General features: G+C 40.2%; 15 protein-coding genes. 8 read left to right on the forward strand and 7 right to left on the reverse strand.

Annotated elements, in window-relative coordinates:
- Position 1: 1 nt before the first annotated feature.
- Positions 2 to 670: a response regulator gene (locus ACHUE3_RS01020; RefSeq protein WP_394189293.1), complete on the reverse strand. Its 669-nt coding sequence runs from the start codon at positions 668 to 670 to the stop codon at positions 2 to 4.
- Complete coding sequence (locus ACHUE3_RS01025) at positions 663 to 1,985, reverse strand: DUF4118 domain-containing protein (RefSeq protein ID WP_394189295.1); 1,323 nt, start codon at positions 1,983 to 1,985, stop codon at positions 663 to 665. The genes ACHUE3_RS01020 and ACHUE3_RS01025 overlap by 8 nt, the downstream gene beginning before the upstream one ends.
- Positions 1,986 to 2,166: 181 nt before the next feature.
- Between ACHUE3_RS01025 and ACHUE3_RS01030 the strand changes: the two genes are divergently transcribed.
- Positions 2,167 to 2,826: a potassium channel family protein gene (locus tag ACHUE3_RS01030; RefSeq protein ID WP_394189297.1), complete on the forward strand. Its 660-nt coding sequence runs from the start codon at positions 2,167 to 2,169 to the stop codon at positions 2,824 to 2,826.
- A complete protein-coding gene (locus ACHUE3_RS01035; protein WP_394189299.1) occupies positions 2,823 to 4,190 on the forward strand; it encodes a TrkH family potassium uptake protein in 1,368 nt (455 codons plus the stop codon). Before ACHUE3_RS01030 ends, ACHUE3_RS01035 begins: the two co-directional genes overlap by 4 nt.
- Positions 4,191 to 4,233: 43 nt before the next feature.
- On the opposite strand, the gene ACHUE3_RS01040 is transcribed toward ACHUE3_RS01035, so the two are convergent.
- Entirely contained in the window at positions 4,234 to 4,551 is a 318-nt protein-coding gene (locus tag ACHUE3_RS01040; protein ID WP_394189301.1) for a YkgJ family cysteine cluster protein, read from the reverse strand.
- A 45-nt stretch (positions 4,552 to 4,596) separates the two neighbouring features.
- Positions 4,597 to 6,534 carry a RecQ family ATP-dependent DNA helicase gene (locus ACHUE3_RS01045; RefSeq protein ID WP_394189303.1) on the reverse strand — a complete coding sequence of 646 codons (1,938 nt, stop codon included), beginning with the start codon at positions 6,532 to 6,534 and terminating at the stop codon, positions 4,597 to 4,599.
- 298 nt (positions 6,535 to 6,832) lie between these two features.
- Here ACHUE3_RS01045 and ACHUE3_RS01050 point away from each other — a divergent pair, with 298 nt between their 5' ends.
- From ACHUE3_RS01050 to ACHUE3_RS01060, 3 genes are all read left to right on the forward strand, one after another.
- On the forward strand, positions 6,833 to 8,137 hold the full coding sequence (locus tag ACHUE3_RS01050) for an NAD(P)/FAD-dependent oxidoreductase (RefSeq protein ID WP_394189305.1): 1,305 nt from the start codon (positions 6,833 to 6,835) through the stop codon (positions 8,135 to 8,137).
- 466 nt (positions 8,138 to 8,603) lie between these two features.
- Positions 8,604 to 9,386, forward strand: a complete 783-nt coding sequence (locus ACHUE3_RS01055) for an EAL domain-containing protein (protein ID WP_394189307.1) — start codon at positions 8,604 to 8,606, stop codon at positions 9,384 to 9,386.
- Positions 9,387 to 9,835: 449 nt separating this feature from the next.
- Positions 9,836 to 10,726 carry a tetratricopeptide repeat protein gene (locus ACHUE3_RS01060; RefSeq protein ID WP_394189309.1) on the forward strand — a complete coding sequence of 297 codons (891 nt, stop codon included), beginning with the start codon at positions 9,836 to 9,838 and terminating at the stop codon, positions 10,724 to 10,726.
- Here ACHUE3_RS01060 and ACHUE3_RS01065 read toward each other — a convergent pair.
- The 3 genes from ACHUE3_RS01065 to ACHUE3_RS01075 all read right to left on the reverse strand — a co-directional run bounded on the left by ACHUE3_RS01065 (position 10,723) and on the right by ACHUE3_RS01075 (position 12,797).
- Positions 10,723 to 11,043 carry a hypothetical protein gene (locus ACHUE3_RS01065; RefSeq protein WP_394189311.1) on the reverse strand — a complete coding sequence of 107 codons (321 nt, stop codon included), beginning with the start codon at positions 11,041 to 11,043 and terminating at the stop codon, positions 10,723 to 10,725. The two genes, ACHUE3_RS01060 and ACHUE3_RS01065, sit on opposite strands and share 4 nt — an antisense overlap.
- 159 nt (positions 11,044 to 11,202) lie before the next feature.
- Positions 11,203 to 11,976: a nuclear transport factor 2 family protein gene (locus tag ACHUE3_RS01070; RefSeq protein ID WP_394189313.1), complete on the reverse strand. Its 774-nt coding sequence runs from the start codon at positions 11,974 to 11,976 to the stop codon at positions 11,203 to 11,205.
- Between the two features lie 80 nt (positions 11,977 to 12,056).
- Positions 12,057 to 12,797, reverse strand: coding sequence for a ferredoxin--NADP reductase (locus ACHUE3_RS01075; RefSeq protein WP_394189315.1), 741 nt, complete (start codon positions 12,795 to 12,797; stop codon positions 12,057 to 12,059).
- A 319-nt stretch (positions 12,798 to 13,116) separates the two neighbouring features.
- Between ACHUE3_RS01075 and ACHUE3_RS01080 the strand changes: the two genes are divergently transcribed.
- From ACHUE3_RS01080 to ACHUE3_RS01090, 3 genes are read left to right on the forward strand one after another with little or no spacing between them, the layout of a single operon-like run.
- Complete coding sequence (locus ACHUE3_RS01080; protein ID WP_394189317.1) at positions 13,117 to 13,461, forward strand: hypothetical protein; 345 nt, start codon at positions 13,117 to 13,119, stop codon at positions 13,459 to 13,461.
- On the forward strand, positions 13,458 to 15,068 hold the full coding sequence (locus ACHUE3_RS01085; protein WP_394189319.1) for a PepSY-associated TM helix domain-containing protein: 1,611 nt from the start codon (positions 13,458 to 13,460) through the stop codon (positions 15,066 to 15,068). Before ACHUE3_RS01080 ends, ACHUE3_RS01085 begins: the two co-directional genes overlap by 4 nt.
- Entirely contained in the window at positions 15,065 to 15,400 is a 336-nt protein-coding gene (locus tag ACHUE3_RS01090) for a DUF3325 domain-containing protein (RefSeq protein WP_394189321.1), read from the forward strand. Before ACHUE3_RS01085 ends, ACHUE3_RS01090 begins: the two co-directional genes overlap by 4 nt.
- Positions 15,401 to 15,709 lie beyond the last annotated feature (309 nt).

Consider the following 15,709-nt stretch of genomic DNA (forward strand, 5'->3'; position numbering starts at 1 on the left):
CTCAATCAACTAAACGGTAACCGACTGCAGGCTCTGTAAGTAAATGCTTTGGACTTGCTGGGTTCTGTTCGAGCTTTTGTCTTAACTGGGCCATATGTACGCGCACATATTCAGGGCGATTAATATATTGCTCCCCCCAGACATGGCTTAAAATTGTATTATGCGTGAGTACTTTATCTTTATTTTGAAACAGCAATAGCAATATAGCGTACTCTTTTTTAGTTAGTTTTATCTCACTCCCCGAGGCTGTTACTACATGTTTTTGAGGATCTACTTTTATATTTCCACAAGTAAATGCCGCACTCGGCTTATTTTGGGTGCGCAATAAAACCCTAATTCGCGCTAGTAACTCATTCGCGCTAAATGGTTTGGTTATATAATCATTTGCCCCGTTATCAAGTGCAGTGACTTTTTCAACTTCGCCATCACGTGCTGACAGTACCAATACGGGTAATTGACTCCACTGCCTCAGTTCGAGTAACCAATCTTGGCCATCCATATCTTGTAAGCCTAAATCCAATAATACTAAATCAAACTGTTGTTCACTTAAAAGCGCAAAACCATCCAGCCCTTTAGCCCTCATACTCACCTGATAACCGCTGGCAGCTAATAGGGTTTTTAGAAAGCTTTGTAACGGCGGCGAATCTTCTAAAGCTAAAATATTAATCATTTAACTTACTCCATGCTAAGCAAGCGCTGGCAGTTTGTTGTTGGCCATTTATATCTAACATAAAGCTACCATGGTGAAATTTAGCCACTACATCACAGATCACACTACCTAAACCAACACCTTGATCAGTGCTGGTTAGCACAGGGCTTGGCAATTGATTAGTAACGCAAAGTTGGTAGTCAATTTGTTGCCCATGTTGTTGATAACTAAAGGTGAGCTCTGCGTGACCATCACCATAACGACTGGCGTTTTCAAGCATATTCGCCAAGGCAATTTCAAGTAAGGTGATATCACCTTCGCAGTTGTCTTGTTCACCTATGTGGGTTGCTAGCTCAAAATCAAATAATAGCTGCTGGCGACGCGCTTGGGCTTCGCTGATCAAAGTTTGCAAGCTAATCGTTTGCCATTGCAAGTCTTCGCCCATCTTATTAACCCGACTAAGCTCCATCACTTTATCAAAATGTTCGTTAAGAATTTTACTCTGTTCATAAATATTACGTGCTTGCTCTGCGGCCATTGCCTCATTGAGCACAATGTTTTTATCCGCTAGCATGCTCGATGCCCCCATAATAGTCGCAAGCGGGGTTCGTAAATCATGTGACAGACTGCGTAATAAAGCATTTTTAGCACGCTCGAGCTCTGCTTGCACTGATATAGCAGCTGACTGCTTACGTAGCTGAGTGTTCTCATGTGCCTGATATAGAACTGAAATTGCAGTATTTAAAAATGCACTTTGCGCCTCATCAAGTGGTTCTGAGGCAATAAAACCGCCCCAACAACTATCGATATCACCGATCGCAAAGTAATGTGCTGATTGTGCTTTTTGAGTCATTCTAGCTTGTTGCCAATCAAGTTCTATGTGTAAGTGTTGCTCAACTACTGCTTGGAAATAGTCGCGCTGACTGCCTACTTCATCGAGTCCATTTAATCCTTTAGCAAGCTCGTATAGGCAACTGGTGTTACTCGCATGATGTTTAATATCACTAATTTTACTCGTAAGCTGGCCTGCTAATTGGCTTATCACCAACCCCACGATCAGCATTACTGCAAAGGTCACAACATATTCAATATTTTCAATGTGAAACGTGAAATACGGGCTAACAAAAAACCAATCAGTGCAGGCCACACTGACTAAGGTGGTCATAGCCGCTACGCGACGATTACTGCGCAGTGCCACTAAAGTAACCCATAACAGTTGCAGCATTACAATGTCAGTGGTGGTAAACCAATCACGCACCGGAAAAATAGCCAACACAATCAGTATTGGCATGAGCACACTCGCAGCAGTTGCACTGAGGTATTGTTGTATCTTCATTATATCGCTCGGTAAAGGTTTACACCTTAGCTTACTGCGATTACTGGGCGGGGACTATAAAGTTTTTATAAAGATTTTTATCCTGAGTATTAAATCTTTATAAAGCTTAGCGCTGAGCCACTGACTTTTAATTTGCACAGCTTACACTCTGCTGGTCTTTTAATTTTATTGAGTAATGAACATGGCGCAGTTTGCAGTTATTGGTTTAGGGCGATTTGGTGTAACCGCCTGTTTAGAGCTGGCTCATCATGGCCATAATGTTTGCGCTGCTGATATAAGTGACAGCACGGTGAATCATTATGCGAATCAACTTAACTATACCGTCGTGATTGACGCCAGCGATGAAGCACAATTAGCACGTCTTGATTTGGTCAGCTGCCAGGCAGTACTCGTTGCTATAGGTGAAAACATTGAAGCCAGTATTTTATGCGTTTTGCATCTTAAAAACTTAGGTGCTAAAGAAATTTGGGTAAAAGCCTGCACAAAAAGCCACCACCAAATTTTGAGTAAGTTGGGTGTCTCGCGAATTATTCACCCTGAGGAAGAAATGGGTGTACGCGTTGCACAAGCGCTTAATTATCCAATGGTGAATCAATATTTTGCGTTAACTCAAAGCACATTTATTGTAGAGCTGGCGATTGATTTACACTTATCAGGGCGCTCCATCGGCTGGTTATTAAAAGAACGTGGCAGCGATATTAAGCCACTGACTCTGCGCCGCGACGAAAACTTTAATACTGAATTAAACTTAGATACCGAGCTGCGCCATGGCGACAGTTTAGTGCTTTTAGGCTCAAAAACCTACCTAACCAAACTAGCCAAAAGGTTCAAAGCGCTATGATCAATTGGCAGGCAAATAGCTACCCCAAAACTTTTGTACAAGGTAGCCGCTATAAACAGCGCAAGTTAAATCCACCACTTATTCTAACCTGTGGCTTTATTGTTTTAATTATTATCGGCACCGGTTTATTACTGACTCCGCTTGCCAGCATACAGCCGCTAAGTTTAATGCAAGCTATGTTTACCGCCACTTCTGCGGTAACAGTTACAGGGCTGGTCATCATTGATACTGCAAATGCACTGACGGTATTTGGCCAAAGTGTGGTTATGGTACTTATTCAAATTGGCGGTATTGGCTTTATGACAGTCGCGGTCATTTCACTGTTGAGCTTAGGTAAAACTTTGGGCTTACAACAGCGGTTACTAGCAAGTACAGCGCTTGATACTAACGACTTATCAGGTGTGATCAAAGTGGCAAAGTATGTGGTGGTGTATTCATTAATTATCGAAAGCGTTGCTTTTTTACTCCTTTGGGTTAGTTGGTTTGATGACTACGGCTTTTGGCAGGGCGCTTATCAAAGCCTATTTTATACCATCTCAGCCTTTAACAATGCAGGCTTTGCATTAAGCTCTGATAGCCTTAGTCAGTTTCGTGGTGACTTGATGGTCAATTTTGTGATCACCGCGCTGTTTATAATCGGCGGATTAGGCTTTACTGTGCTAATTGATATTTACCAGCAGCGCCGTTGGCAGAAGCTAGCAACCAATACCCGTATTGTGCTACTTGCTACTTTAATCATTAATAGTTTGGCTTTTGTACTGATATTTTTATTTGAGTATGCCAACCCGCTAACACTGGCAAATTTACCTTTGAATGAGCAGCTTATCAGTGCATGGTTTCAAGCTGTAACCCCGCGTACCGCTGGGTTTAATACGTTACCAATTGAATCGCTGACTACCGACTCAACATTATTCACTATGTTACTAATGCTGATTGGTGGCGGATCGGTAAGTACAGCAAGCGGTATAAAATTGGGCACTTTTGTTATTTTATTATTAGCCATGTACAGCTACTTACGCCAACAAGCCACGGTGACTGTGTTTAATCGCCAGCTCAGTGACAAGCTAGTGATAAAAGCATTGAGTGTGATGATTTTATATATGTTTATCGCCTTCACCAGCATTATGATCATCGCACGTATTGAGCCACTCGCGGTCATGGATATTAGCTTTGAAGTAATTTCAGCTCTGAGTACGGTTGGTCTTTCAAGAGGCATCACGGGGGAGCTTGGGACTGCAAGCCAATGCTTGATTATATTATTAATGCTAATTGGCCGTGTTGGCCCACTAACGTTTGCGTATTGTTTTGCCAGACAAAAAAAGCAACCGCTAACTTACCCAGCCACATCAATACAAATTGGCTGACAACAATTAAATACTTAACAAAGGGACAAAATGATACGACAACTCATATTCCTGCGATTTCACGCTCTGTTATACACTCGTCTGATGCCATTTCAAACTCGCGGCATATAAGCGGGCGGTTTTCGTAGATTGAACACATTAAAGTATTACGATCTAAGGCTTGGCACCAGCCATCATCCGCACGTTTCATCACTTCACTGCCCCATTGGTCATAATCAATATAATGAAAAGGCACGCCTGTGTCTGTGAGTATTTGTACTTCTAATTGGCAACAACACGCTTGGCAGTTGCTGCATAAGACAGGTTCATTTTCATTACTGACAACAATTGGGATCTGATTAGGTATGACGGTATGGGGCATAGGTGCTTACTTTTAAGAATAAGCCCCTAGCATACCTGAGTGAGCCTATCGCGCCAGTAATTTTGCTTTTATTTCACTGTAACGCTGCTGCTCACATAAGCCAAAACCACTGAGCTGACGTACCTTATTGCGTGCAAAAAGAGGAACACTCATACCGGCTAAAAAGCGACATTGAGTTTCAATGCCAACCGTATCAATACCTTTACCAGCCAAGTGGCTAAGTAACTCATCTACTTTTTGATAAATCACCTCATCTGCTGCAAACTCATGCGCTAATGAATACTCAAGTGTTACAGCTTGGCCTCGGCAAACAGAGCAATGGCCGCACTGCTCTGGCGCTTGATGGTCGTCAAAATAACGCGCTAGGTTATAACTCAAGCAGTTTTTAAGCTCAAAAAAGCGAATTAATGCTGCAATACGTTTAATTTCAGCCTGCTCTTTATCTACAAAGTAATCATGTAACTGCTGTGCTAATTCAGGGTTATTAATAACATCGCTATGTACTTGGTACACTTGGGTAATGCGCTTTGTTTCAAGCGTAATTAGATTCTTTTCGGCTAAATAATCAAGCGCTGCAACAACACGTTTACGGTCTACTTGTGCTGCTTGTGTTAGGCTATCGAAATTGAGTGTGCCCCATATTTTTTTAAACTGAGTATGGCTAAATATTTGGTTTAAAAAAGCTTGCCTATCGGCATCAAACTGCGAAAGTAACTGTGACTTATCAACCAAAAATTTATATTTAAAATCAGCATAATAGGCATAGAGCGGAGTTATCGCACCTTGCATTTCTAATTGCACTAATAAGGTTTTAAGTGCTAACTGGCGAATATTACTGTCACTAGATAGGCTATATTCTTGCATTTCCCATTGCTGATTAGCACTAGTATGCTGGCGAATATCCTTTATTACATGCTCGATTCCACTAAGCTCTGGGGTATCGCCATAAACAAAATTTTCAACCGTATTTAAACCATCTAAATTAGCCAAGGTGTAGCAGTTTGAAGGGTTACCATCACGCCCTGCGCGGCCAATCTCTTGGCTGTAATTTTCAATCGACTTAGGTAAGTCATAATGAATAACAAAACGAATATCTGATTTATCAATACCCATACCAAAGGCAATCGTAGCCACGACGACATTGATTTTCCCTGCCATAAAATCATCTTGAATACCGTAGCGAAGAGTGTCTTCAAGCCCCGCATGATAAGCTACGGCACTTAAGCCTTGTTGGCTAAGTGTTTGAGCAACTTGCTCAGCGCTGTGCTGCAAGGTTACATACACAATCCCAGGGCCTTGTTGCTCGCGTACAATATTAGCAAGTGTTTCGCTCTTATCAGCACTTTTCACACTGAGCACCGACAAATCTAAATTACTACGATAAAACCCTGTTTGCACAATGCACTGGGGCTCAATCGCAAAGCGCTCGCTCATATCGCGTTTTACTTTTTTGGTTGCCGTGGCGGTTAATAACAACACTAAAGGAATGTTTAGCTCTTCACGGTAGCGCGGTAATTTTAAATAATCAGGCCTAAAGTTATGCCCCCACTCAGAGATACAGTGCGCTTCATCAACCACCAGCATGGAAATAGCCACTTGATTAATAAACTCACGAAACCGTTCGTTTTTAAAGCGCTCCACCGACACCATTAAAATTTTCACTTTACCAGCGCGTACATCGCCCATCACGGTGTGACTTTGCTCACTACTTTGGCTTGAGTCTAAACTAGCGGCATAGATGCCTTTGTTATTTAAAAAGCTGATTTGATCTTTCATCAAGGCCAACAAAGGCGATACAACCAAAGTTAAATTAGGTAAATGCAAAGCGGTTAATTGATAGCACAATGATTTACCCGACCCCGTTGGAAAGATAGCCAGCGATGATTGATTATTTAACAACTGCTCTATGGTTTGCTGCTGGCCTTGGCGAAATTGATTAAAACCAAAATACTGCTCAAGTGATGAAAGTAACTGTTCACTCATAATATTCCCTTGCATTAAATTCCCTAATAAAGGAAATAGTAGTCGTAAATTTAATTACCTGCCATGTTACCTTTTTTGTCGATTAAATTCTCTGATACTGATGTTTTACTTACGCTTACAGCTAAAAAATTACATAGCCAAGAGTAAGCTTTTAGATTAAGTTTTGCTCCATAATCTGTAGTAATTTGCCTATAAAAGGCGCACAATTAACACGTTGCCAAGGTATTGCCCTAATGGGCGCTATACCTAAGTAGTTTCCCCAGACTATTTAGGTATTCTACTTTTTGAGGGCAACGTAATGATAACAACACATCCTAAAATCGTGATAATCGGTGGTGGCGCTGGGGGTTTAGAGCTAGCAACACAATTAGGACACAAACTAGGAAAGAAAAAACACGCAGATATATTACTTATAGATAAAAACCGCACCCATATTTGGAAGCCGTTACTACACGAAGTAGCCACGGGCTCTATTGATGCGGATTTAGATGGTGTTGTTTACTCAGCCCATGCAGCAAAACACCATTACCAATTTCAACTAGGCAGTTTTTGCGGCCTAAATAATGCCACAAAAACCCTCACTTTAAGCCCACTACATGATGAACTTGGTCATCAAATACTGCCACAGCGAACAGTACATTACGATTACTTAGTGATTGCTATTGGTAGTGTTAGTAACGACTTCAACACCCCAGGCATTAAAGAACATTGCTTTTACCTTGATTCAAACCAGCAAGCTGAACGCTTTCAGCACGCCTTACTAGATAACTTTACGCGCTTGCACCAAGATGACGACCCTCAACATGCGTTAAACATTGCAATAGTCGGTGGCGGCGCAACAGGAGTCGAACTTTCCGCGGAGCTTTATCATGTATCAGATTTATTAAAAATATATGGCCTCACCAATATGACAGCCAAACGGCTACACATTCACTTAATTGAAGCGGGACCCCGCATACTGCCAGCACTCTCTGAACGTATTGCAAGTTCAGCAAAACGAGAGCTATTAAAACTCGGTGTGACTGTACGCGAGAACACTCAAGTTAAACAAGCAAATGAGCAAGGTTTTATCACCCAAGACGGCCAGCAAATTAATGCTGATATCATGCTCTGGGCGGCCGGTGTTAAAGCACCTGACTTTATTAAAGAACTCGGTATATTTGAGCTGACTCGCAATAATCAAATCAAGGTAAATGATTACCTACAAAGTAACGCTGATGAGCATATTTATGTATTGGGCGATTGCTGCGCGTTTACTCAACAAAACGGACAACAAGTGCCACCGCGAGCCCAATCAGCTCACCAAATGGCACAATGTATTGAAAAAAACCTTATCGCAACGCTACGCCAGCAGCCATTAAAAAAATTTGAATACAACGACCATGGTTCATTAGTTAACCTGTCACGATACAGCACGGTAGGTAGCTTGATGGGCAACCTCACCAGCAACAGCTTTTTCATTGAAGGGCGTATTGCACGGTTTATGTATATTTCGCTTTATCGTATGCATCAACGTGCTATACACGGCAGTGCCAAAACGTTTGCTTTGTGGATCAGTGAAAAAGTATTGCGTGTTGTTAGGCCAAAAATGAAGCTGCACTGATGCTACGTTAACTTTTTTACCCCTTTCACCTTACTTACCGCAGCTAATCATGTGCGGTAAGTTAATCACAATAAAAGTTCGTTTTGCAATATTTTTGTTTCTAAATCAATACTGTAACTATCAACTTTAAATAGCAAATAACAAGCATGACAGCTGTGTTTTTGATAGAGTATATACTTTAACAAAAGTATATGTGTTTTTTGCATTTGAACACGCTTTTTATAAAGCCCTAAAACACATTGTTTAGCATTGATAATCAGTGCGTTAAATTAACTTAATTAAAAATAACGGTGTAGTAAAGAATCTACTTTTACCTTTTAAAAGTAAGCAACCTTGTCTACGCTTAAATTTGTGGTGTAACAAACACTTATTAATAGATTTAAATAAAATCACTTTAAGTGCATGAAATGCTATAGAAACAAAAGACTGTAATAAAAATACAATTTGAAGACTTTAAGGTGAGATAATGAGCTCTAAACCAGCTAACTGTGAAAAGTTAACTTGTAACCAATGCGCAGATGAAGACCAATTAGATTTTGATTTTACAATGGCTTTTCAACCGATTGTAGATTGCGACCGTCGCCGTGTATTTGGTTATGAAGCGCTGGTACGCGGCATGAACAACGAATCAGCTTACAGTGTTATTTCTCAAGTGAATGAGCACAATAGGTATACCTTTGACCAACAATGTCGTATTAGAGCCATCGCCTTAGCTGCCAAACTTAAGTTAGATTCTGTATTAAGTATAAACTTTTTGCCAAATGCGATTTATAAGCCTGAGCGCTGTATTCGAACAACATTGGAAGCGGCAAAAAAGTATAATTTCCCCACTGAAAAAATTATGTTTGAGTTCACTGAAGTCGAAAAAATTGACGACACGCAACATATAAAACGCGTTGTTGAATACTATCAATCTCTGGGCTTTACAACTGCCACTGATGACTTTGGCTCAGGGTATTCAGGCTTAAATTTATTAGCTGACTTTCAAACTGACATTGTTAAATTTGACATGGAACTAGTTCGTAATATTCACCTAAACAAAGCACGCCAATTGATAGTAAAACACAATGTTGCCATGTTAAAAGAAATGAATATTACACCGCTTGCTGAAGGTATTGAAACTGTAGAAGAGTATCAATGGCTGCATAATGCGGGCATTAGCTTAATGCAAGGGTACTTATTTGCAAAACCGGGATTTGAGTCCTTGCCTGAAGTAGATTTTTCACCGCTGGATACTCTATACCCCTAACTCTCACTTTTACAGTGACTAAAAAGTGAATCGTTTTTTTAATAAAATTAGTAATCACATTGATCGATTCGTTTTTAACCCGCGTAATGGTATGTGAAGGGTATGGAAGTGGGCACCGCGGTGTCGCACAATTTAGTCACCTTCACCATAATTGTATTTTTAGCACAGATATAAAAGCGTATTGTTAAGCCCAATACGCTTTTTCTTTTTCCCTTTCCTTACATCCTTACGATTAAGTAGTTGTTCAGGTTAATTTCGTTATTGTATCGACTCACTCCTGTTGATACCCCTAACGACATATTTGTTGTTTAAGCAGTTTAACCAGCTCACTTTTGAGCTGGTTTTTTTTTGCCTAGTTACTCATAAGCAGTCATGTTAAAGTTCGCATAATTTGCTGGGTATTTATGTTGTGCCCATTCTTGGTTTGAATTTAATTACTAGGCAGCACTATGCGTCAACACTTTATACTGATCACACTTCTTTTAGCGTTTGTTTGCTCACTGCATATAAATGCAGAAGAGTCTCGTCCTGCACCAACAGAACAGCAGCAAGAACAAGCGTTGGCAAACGTACAAAAACCAATGTTTCAGCCACTAATGGAGCGCTACATTCTTGATGAGCTAAAAGCCGTCCGTCAAGACCAGCAAAAATTACGAGAAGATGTCACAAAACAAGTGACTCACGCGCAACTGGATACCGCAGATAGAGCGCTTACATACACAACTGATACAATTAACAACGTGTTTTTTATTATCACCGCAACTGCATCTATCTTAGTACTAGTGGGTTGGAACTCATTACGTGATGTGAAAAACAAAGTAGAAGATATCGTTAATACACGTGTAAGCGTTATAACCAACGAGTATGAAGCGCGCTTAAACACCTTTGAAGAAAAACTGCGTGAACGTTCTGAAGAAATTCTGAAAAACCAAGAGAAAATATCGGTTACTAACGAGGTTCATTCATTATGGATGCGTGCAAATTTAGAAAGCGACGTATCAAATAAAATCGAAATATTTGATGAGATCCTTAATCGTAAACCAGAAGATGTTGAGGCAATCGCATACAAAGCAGATGCTTTATTAGAACTAAACGAAACCAAGCAAGCGATTGAGCTGTGCAATCAAGCCATTGATATAGACAGTGACTATGGCTATGCCTATTGGCAACGTGCATGTGCGTATGCACTTACTCACAAACATGCAGATGCATTAGCCGATATAAAAATGGCACTGGATTATTCACCAAACCTACGTAACGAACTGTTACACGAAAGTGCATTTGCCAGCTTGCATGACAATACAAGCTTTAATATTATTTTATCAGGTGAAAACGTTTAACGGTTTAGAAATCGTTCAATAGCTTCAGTGAGCAGTTCATCGAGCTGCTCTTCAAAATCATTAATACTTGTTTTAAAGTGACCTAGATACGCTTGAGCTTGCTGCTCTGAAAGTGATCTTTGATTAATACTGTACTGGCGTTCTGGCTTTGTTTTGTCAAAACGTGGCACAAAATGATAGCCGGCAAAATAGGGAGGAGCAATTTGCTCGTTTGCGTATTCACAAAAACGCTCAATAGTGTCTGCACCCGTAGGACCTAAACAACCCGGCTCAACACGATAAAGTAAATGCAGTTTTTTATCATCTGCTAATTCCATGCCCTTCCTCCTATATTTATTAATTATGTGGTAAAGCCAAGTCTAAAAATCACTAATTTAGTTATAAAGCATTTAACTCATACATTTAAGCAAACGCGTAAATTGAATTAGCGCAATGATGTAACGGCCACTAATTCAACATGCTTTATTTGGTTGGTATTATCTAAAAAATAATACTTTGGTTACTTTGCCATTTTCAACTTTGTAACTTGATACAAACTCAGAGCGCTTATCAACAATGTTTGGATCCGTTGTGCAGGTCTCTGAGAGTTCATGATCAATAACAATATTACCAGTCACGATACGTTTAATTGGTGACGACTTAACACACTTTAACTTTTTAAACATAATGCCATAACGTGCAATGAGCTTTTCTTTACCTTTAAATAGCAGCTCATTTGGAAACACATAAAACTCAACATCCTCTGAGTACATATTGACAAATGCATCAATGTTACGGGCGTTATATGCCTTAATTAACTTTTCAACAACCGCTAATGCTTCTCGAGATTGCTTGGCTTTTTCTTGCTGCTTTTGAGTGAGGGTCTCTTTAGCATTTTCAACAACTTGTGCTGCTTTAGCAATGGCTTGTTCTTTTTCTTGCTCAGTTTTTGGTGCATCAACTGGCTTAACTTTTTGCGTTCCTAACACCTTACTGCTATCAACAACATCAACCATATTCGCCGTACTTGGGTCGCTTACAATAGGCTGCGTAGGTTCAATATCAGCTTCGGCTTCTACTGCTTTTTTCTCTGGCGTCAAGGTAATAACAGCAGAACTATCATCTAACGATTTTTGCTGTTCAACGGCGTCGCTCTTTTTAATCTCAGTCTTTTTTTGAGGCGCTTTAGTAGGCTCTGTACTTTGCTCTGCCTCAACCGCTAATAGTGACCCTGAAGAGAATAAACTGATTGCAAAAAATAACGATTTCATACTGTTCCTGAATAATTGAAGAAACAATAAAATAGCAAAAATTGTGCCTTCAAGATAGTGGTTATCATTGTACGGCTCATTTACCAATATTGTTCAACTGTTATATTTCCTGGTTCTTTGCGGCGGTTTCGGCTGTAGCCTTGCTCAATCAGCAGCGCTGAAGTGTCTTTCACCATGTTAGGATTGCCGCAAATCATAAACTGCGCGGTGTCTGGTGTAGGTGTTAAATCAACATGCGAAAACAATGACTGTGCCTTAATATGATCAGTGATCCGCCCGTGTAATCCCATATCGGGGTGTTCACGGCTCACCACTGGCACATACTTTAATCCTGAGTATTTTTGCAATAAGGCAGCAATGCTGTTTTGATAGCTTAAATCAGTATTTAAACGCACACCATGCACTAAGATTACTTGCTCAAACTGCTGCCATACCTCGCCTTGCTCGAGCATAGATAAAAACGGCCCTATAGCCGTACCTGTACTGAGCATCCATAACTGTTCGCTTTGCGGGACTTCATCTAAGGTGAAGAACCCACTTGCGCGGCGCTCTATCATTACTGTATCGCCAGGTTGCAGCTTGGCTAATTGTTGCGATAGTAAACCATCTTGCACGTTAATTAAGTAAAACTCTAAATCAGCTGAGCTTGGTGCGTTTACATAAGAATAAGCGCGGGCAATGCGTTTATCACCCTGCATCATCGACAACTTAGTAAATTGGCCTGCCTTAAAAGGCTCAACGTCGGCATTAACAATTAAGCTAAATAATGTATCACTGTACCAAACAATATCTTTGACGCATGCATCAACCCAGTTAGACATAACAAACCCCTTCGGCATAGAATTTAAAGTGTTTTGCGTTATGTAATAACAGTGGCAAGGGAATAGAATGGTGTCAATTTTAACCAACCAGAACTTAAAATAAATAGACTCACCCTCATCATTAATAACCCACCTATGAACCTAACGGCGTCATCAACTCTCAGATCACTATTTTACTAAGTTATAAAAAACGTCTAATTTAGGCTTTTAAGCGTTTTGAACACACAAAGTAACACAAATGCGAATCACTCACTTTTACGTACCTTAATAATGTAGTATCCTCTGCCTCCATTCTTTCACTCGGGTCAAAGGATTACCTATGTATGCCCAACCAGTAAATAAAGTGCCAACTCGTAACCCATTAATTAAGCTTAAAATGGCCTGCAAAACCAATGTTTATGCACTGTGTGTAGTTTCTCGCTTTAACGCAGCCATTGTTGGTGGCTATATTTTCACTGCTGTATTTACTTCATTATTGAGCCTTATTTTACCGCTTAAAAAGTCAGATGCCGTTCTGTTAAGTATCAGTCTGACAATTTTTGTTTATAGCTGTGTGTTTATTTGGGCGTTTGCAGTTAAGTCTTTAAAGACTATTTGGATCACTATTTTACTAACATCATCAGCATGCGGATTGAGCATTGCCTTATTAAAGGATTGGTTATGAAAGAGAGTTTTTTTCGTTCCATGACATGGATGCATACTTGGGTTGGCTTGCTGGTATGCTGGTTACTGTATTTAGTCTTCTTTGCTGGCACTATCAGCTTTTTTCGTGACGAAGTTACCTTATGGAATCAACCTGCACTGCACAGCCTACAAGCGCCACAGGAGCGTATTGCACTACAACGAGAGCAAATTATTGCAGGTGTTGATTATTTAAAAGCAACCGCACCAGAATCAGGCCGTTGGGGAATTTATTTACCTACAGAGCGTGAGCCACAACTTAATTATGCCTTCGAAAAACCTCGCCCAGAAGGAAAGCGTTTTGGTGGTTGGCAAGACTATTATATTAATCCAAAAACTGGTGAATCATTACAACAACCCAGAGAAACCAAAGGCGGTAACTTTTTTTATCGGCTGCATTTTGACCTACATTATATCGATGTACGAACAGCACGGTGGATAGTCTGCTTTGCGAGCTTATTTATGTTGGTAGCGCTTGTTTCAGGTGTTGTTATTCATAAGCGTATTTTTAAAGATATGTTTAGCTTTAGAAAAAACAAAGGCAGCCGAAGTTGGCTTGATGGTCACAATGTGTCGTCAGTATTAGCGTTGCCTTTTCATATTATGATAACGTATACAGGCCTGATAACATTAATATTTATGTTATTTCCATACCCTGCTATGACCGCTTACGATGACGGTGTTAGGGGCTTATTTAACGACGTTACTCCAACCAACGTCCGTACTAAATCAAGTGATGTGCCAGCCCCGTTAACGGCGGTTGATAATGTATTGGATCAAATTTATACCAACTGGCCAAATGCAGACCTCACCCGATTTTCAATTAAAGACCCAAATAAAGCGTCTGCAACAATTACTGTACGTGCCTCAACAGGCACACTTGTTCGCGACCAAACCCCGACTATGCTTTTTAATGGTGTTGATGGCAGCTTAATTGCTAAAAGCGTTGATGAATATAGTAGTACAGAAGTGTTTTATGATTCACTCACGGCTTTGCATACTGGGCGTTTAGCAAACCCATTACTACGTTGGCTATACTTTTTATGCGGCGTTGCAGGCTGCATAATGATAGCCACAGGCTGCATTATGTGGGCAAAACGTATTCGCGAACGAATGAAAAAAGACCAAAAAGCATCGTTTGGGCTCAAGCTTGTTGAAGGCTTAAACCTTGCCACTCTCATGGGTTTACCGCTGGCAACTTGTGCCTTCTTTATTGCTAACCGATTGCTACCAATTGGTATAACTCAACGAGCTGACAAAGAAATACTGGCGTTCTTTATTACGTGGCTAGCTGTTGCTTTGTTTAGCCTTTTTAAACGAGCAAAAATGCAGTGGTATTTATTAGCATGGGTAAATGCAGTGGCTTGTGTTAGCGTGCCGCTGATCAACGCACTTACCACCAAAGGTAGCATTGTTAGTTATTTACTTAACTCACAATGGGCATTGTTTAGTTTTGATTTAGTGTGCTTAGTGTGTGCCCTGCTATTTGTGCTTCAAGCCAAAAAATTACGTACTCAATTGAATAGCCCTGCGGCGAACACACGTTCAAATCGCGTAAATAAAAACAGCCTTGTGGAGCAAAAAGGATGATCGAACTTCTGCAATTTAGCCTATGTTTGCTGGCATTTAACTGTTTTGCGCTAGCAAAATTTAATCATTACCGCGATGTATTTAAAACGCGACCTAGCCAACAGCAAAGTCAGTGGTTTTTAATCTCAGCATGGATCAGTATTTTACTAAGTTTATTGCTTTGCATAGTTGAACATCAGGGCTATGGCGGCCTACTCTTTTGCGGGTATATGGCTTTAAGTGTTTTATTATTAATGATTTTTTATAGTTTTAAAGCAACATGGGTAAAATATATGAGTGCAGTAAACGTTGTATTACTGGTAATAAGTGGGAGCTATATTGCCATTTATTAGCTTTAGTTAGTAAAAATTTGATCTGAATAAAATAGAGGTATTTATTACCGCCAATCAGGCAAAAAAAAAAGGCAAGCTATAAAAGCTTGCCTTTATACCCAAACCACCTCAAGATGCGAGCCTCAGTTGGAATTAAAAGCGATTTAGGCAAGGCATTGATTGCAAGTAATAGTGGTTCTATTGTTAAAATCAATAACGCAGTATAAATCGCTTTTAAACCAACCCTTCGGGCGCTTCACAGGAACTTACTCTCATCGTTGTTACTTCTTAAAAGGGATGGCCATTCTTGCAAAGTAACGCCTTGATATT

It is taken from the genome of Pseudoalteromonas atlantica (assembly GCF_043641955.1).
GTDB lineage: Bacteria > Pseudomonadota > Gammaproteobacteria > Enterobacterales > Alteromonadaceae > Pseudoalteromonas > Pseudoalteromonas atlantica_A.

What these genes read in the sequence shown, in the direction of transcription:
- ACHUE3_RS01020 (WP_394189293.1), bottom strand. Translation starts at nt 670, where the DNA reads ATGATTAATATTTTAGCTTTAGAAGATTCGCCGCCGTTACAAAGCTTT.
- ACHUE3_RS01025 (WP_394189295.1), bottom strand. Translation starts at nt 1,985, where the DNA reads ATGAAGATACAACAATACCTCAGTGCAACTGCTGCGAGTGTGCTCATG.
- ACHUE3_RS01030 (WP_394189297.1), top strand. Translation starts at nt 2,167, where the DNA reads ATGGCGCAGTTTGCAGTTATTGGTTTAGGGCGATTTGGTGTAACCGCC.
- ACHUE3_RS01035 (WP_394189299.1), top strand. Translation starts at nt 2,823, where the DNA reads ATGATCAATTGGCAGGCAAATAGCTACCCCAAAACTTTTGTACAAGGT.
- ACHUE3_RS01040 (WP_394189301.1), bottom strand. Translation starts at nt 4,551, where the DNA reads ATGCCCCATACCGTCATACCTAATCAGATCCCAATTGTTGTCAGTAAT.
- ACHUE3_RS01045 (WP_394189303.1), bottom strand. Translation starts at nt 6,534, where the DNA reads ATGAGTGAACAGTTACTTTCATCACTTGAGCAGTATTTTGGTTTTAAT.
- ACHUE3_RS01050 (WP_394189305.1), top strand. Translation starts at nt 6,833, where the DNA reads ATGATAACAACACATCCTAAAATCGTGATAATCGGTGGTGGCGCTGGG.
- ACHUE3_RS01055 (WP_394189307.1), top strand. Translation starts at nt 8,604, where the DNA reads ATGAGCTCTAAACCAGCTAACTGTGAAAAGTTAACTTGTAACCAATGC.
- ACHUE3_RS01060 (WP_394189309.1), top strand. Translation starts at nt 9,836, where the DNA reads ATGCGTCAACACTTTATACTGATCACACTTCTTTTAGCGTTTGTTTGC.
- ACHUE3_RS01065 (WP_394189311.1), bottom strand. Translation starts at nt 11,043, where the DNA reads ATGGAATTAGCAGATGATAAAAAACTGCATTTACTTTATCGTGTTGAG.
- ACHUE3_RS01070 (WP_394189313.1), bottom strand. Translation starts at nt 11,976, where the DNA reads ATGAAATCGTTATTTTTTGCAATCAGTTTATTCTCTTCAGGGTCACTA.
- ACHUE3_RS01075 (WP_394189315.1), bottom strand. Translation starts at nt 12,797, where the DNA reads ATGTCTAACTGGGTTGATGCATGCGTCAAAGATATTGTTTGGTACAGT.
- ACHUE3_RS01080 (WP_394189317.1), top strand. Translation starts at nt 13,117, where the DNA reads ATGTATGCCCAACCAGTAAATAAAGTGCCAACTCGTAACCCATTAATT.
- ACHUE3_RS01085 (WP_394189319.1), top strand. Translation starts at nt 13,458, where the DNA reads ATGAAAGAGAGTTTTTTTCGTTCCATGACATGGATGCATACTTGGGTT.
- ACHUE3_RS01090 (WP_394189321.1), top strand. Translation starts at nt 15,065, where the DNA reads ATGATCGAACTTCTGCAATTTAGCCTATGTTTGCTGGCATTTAACTGT.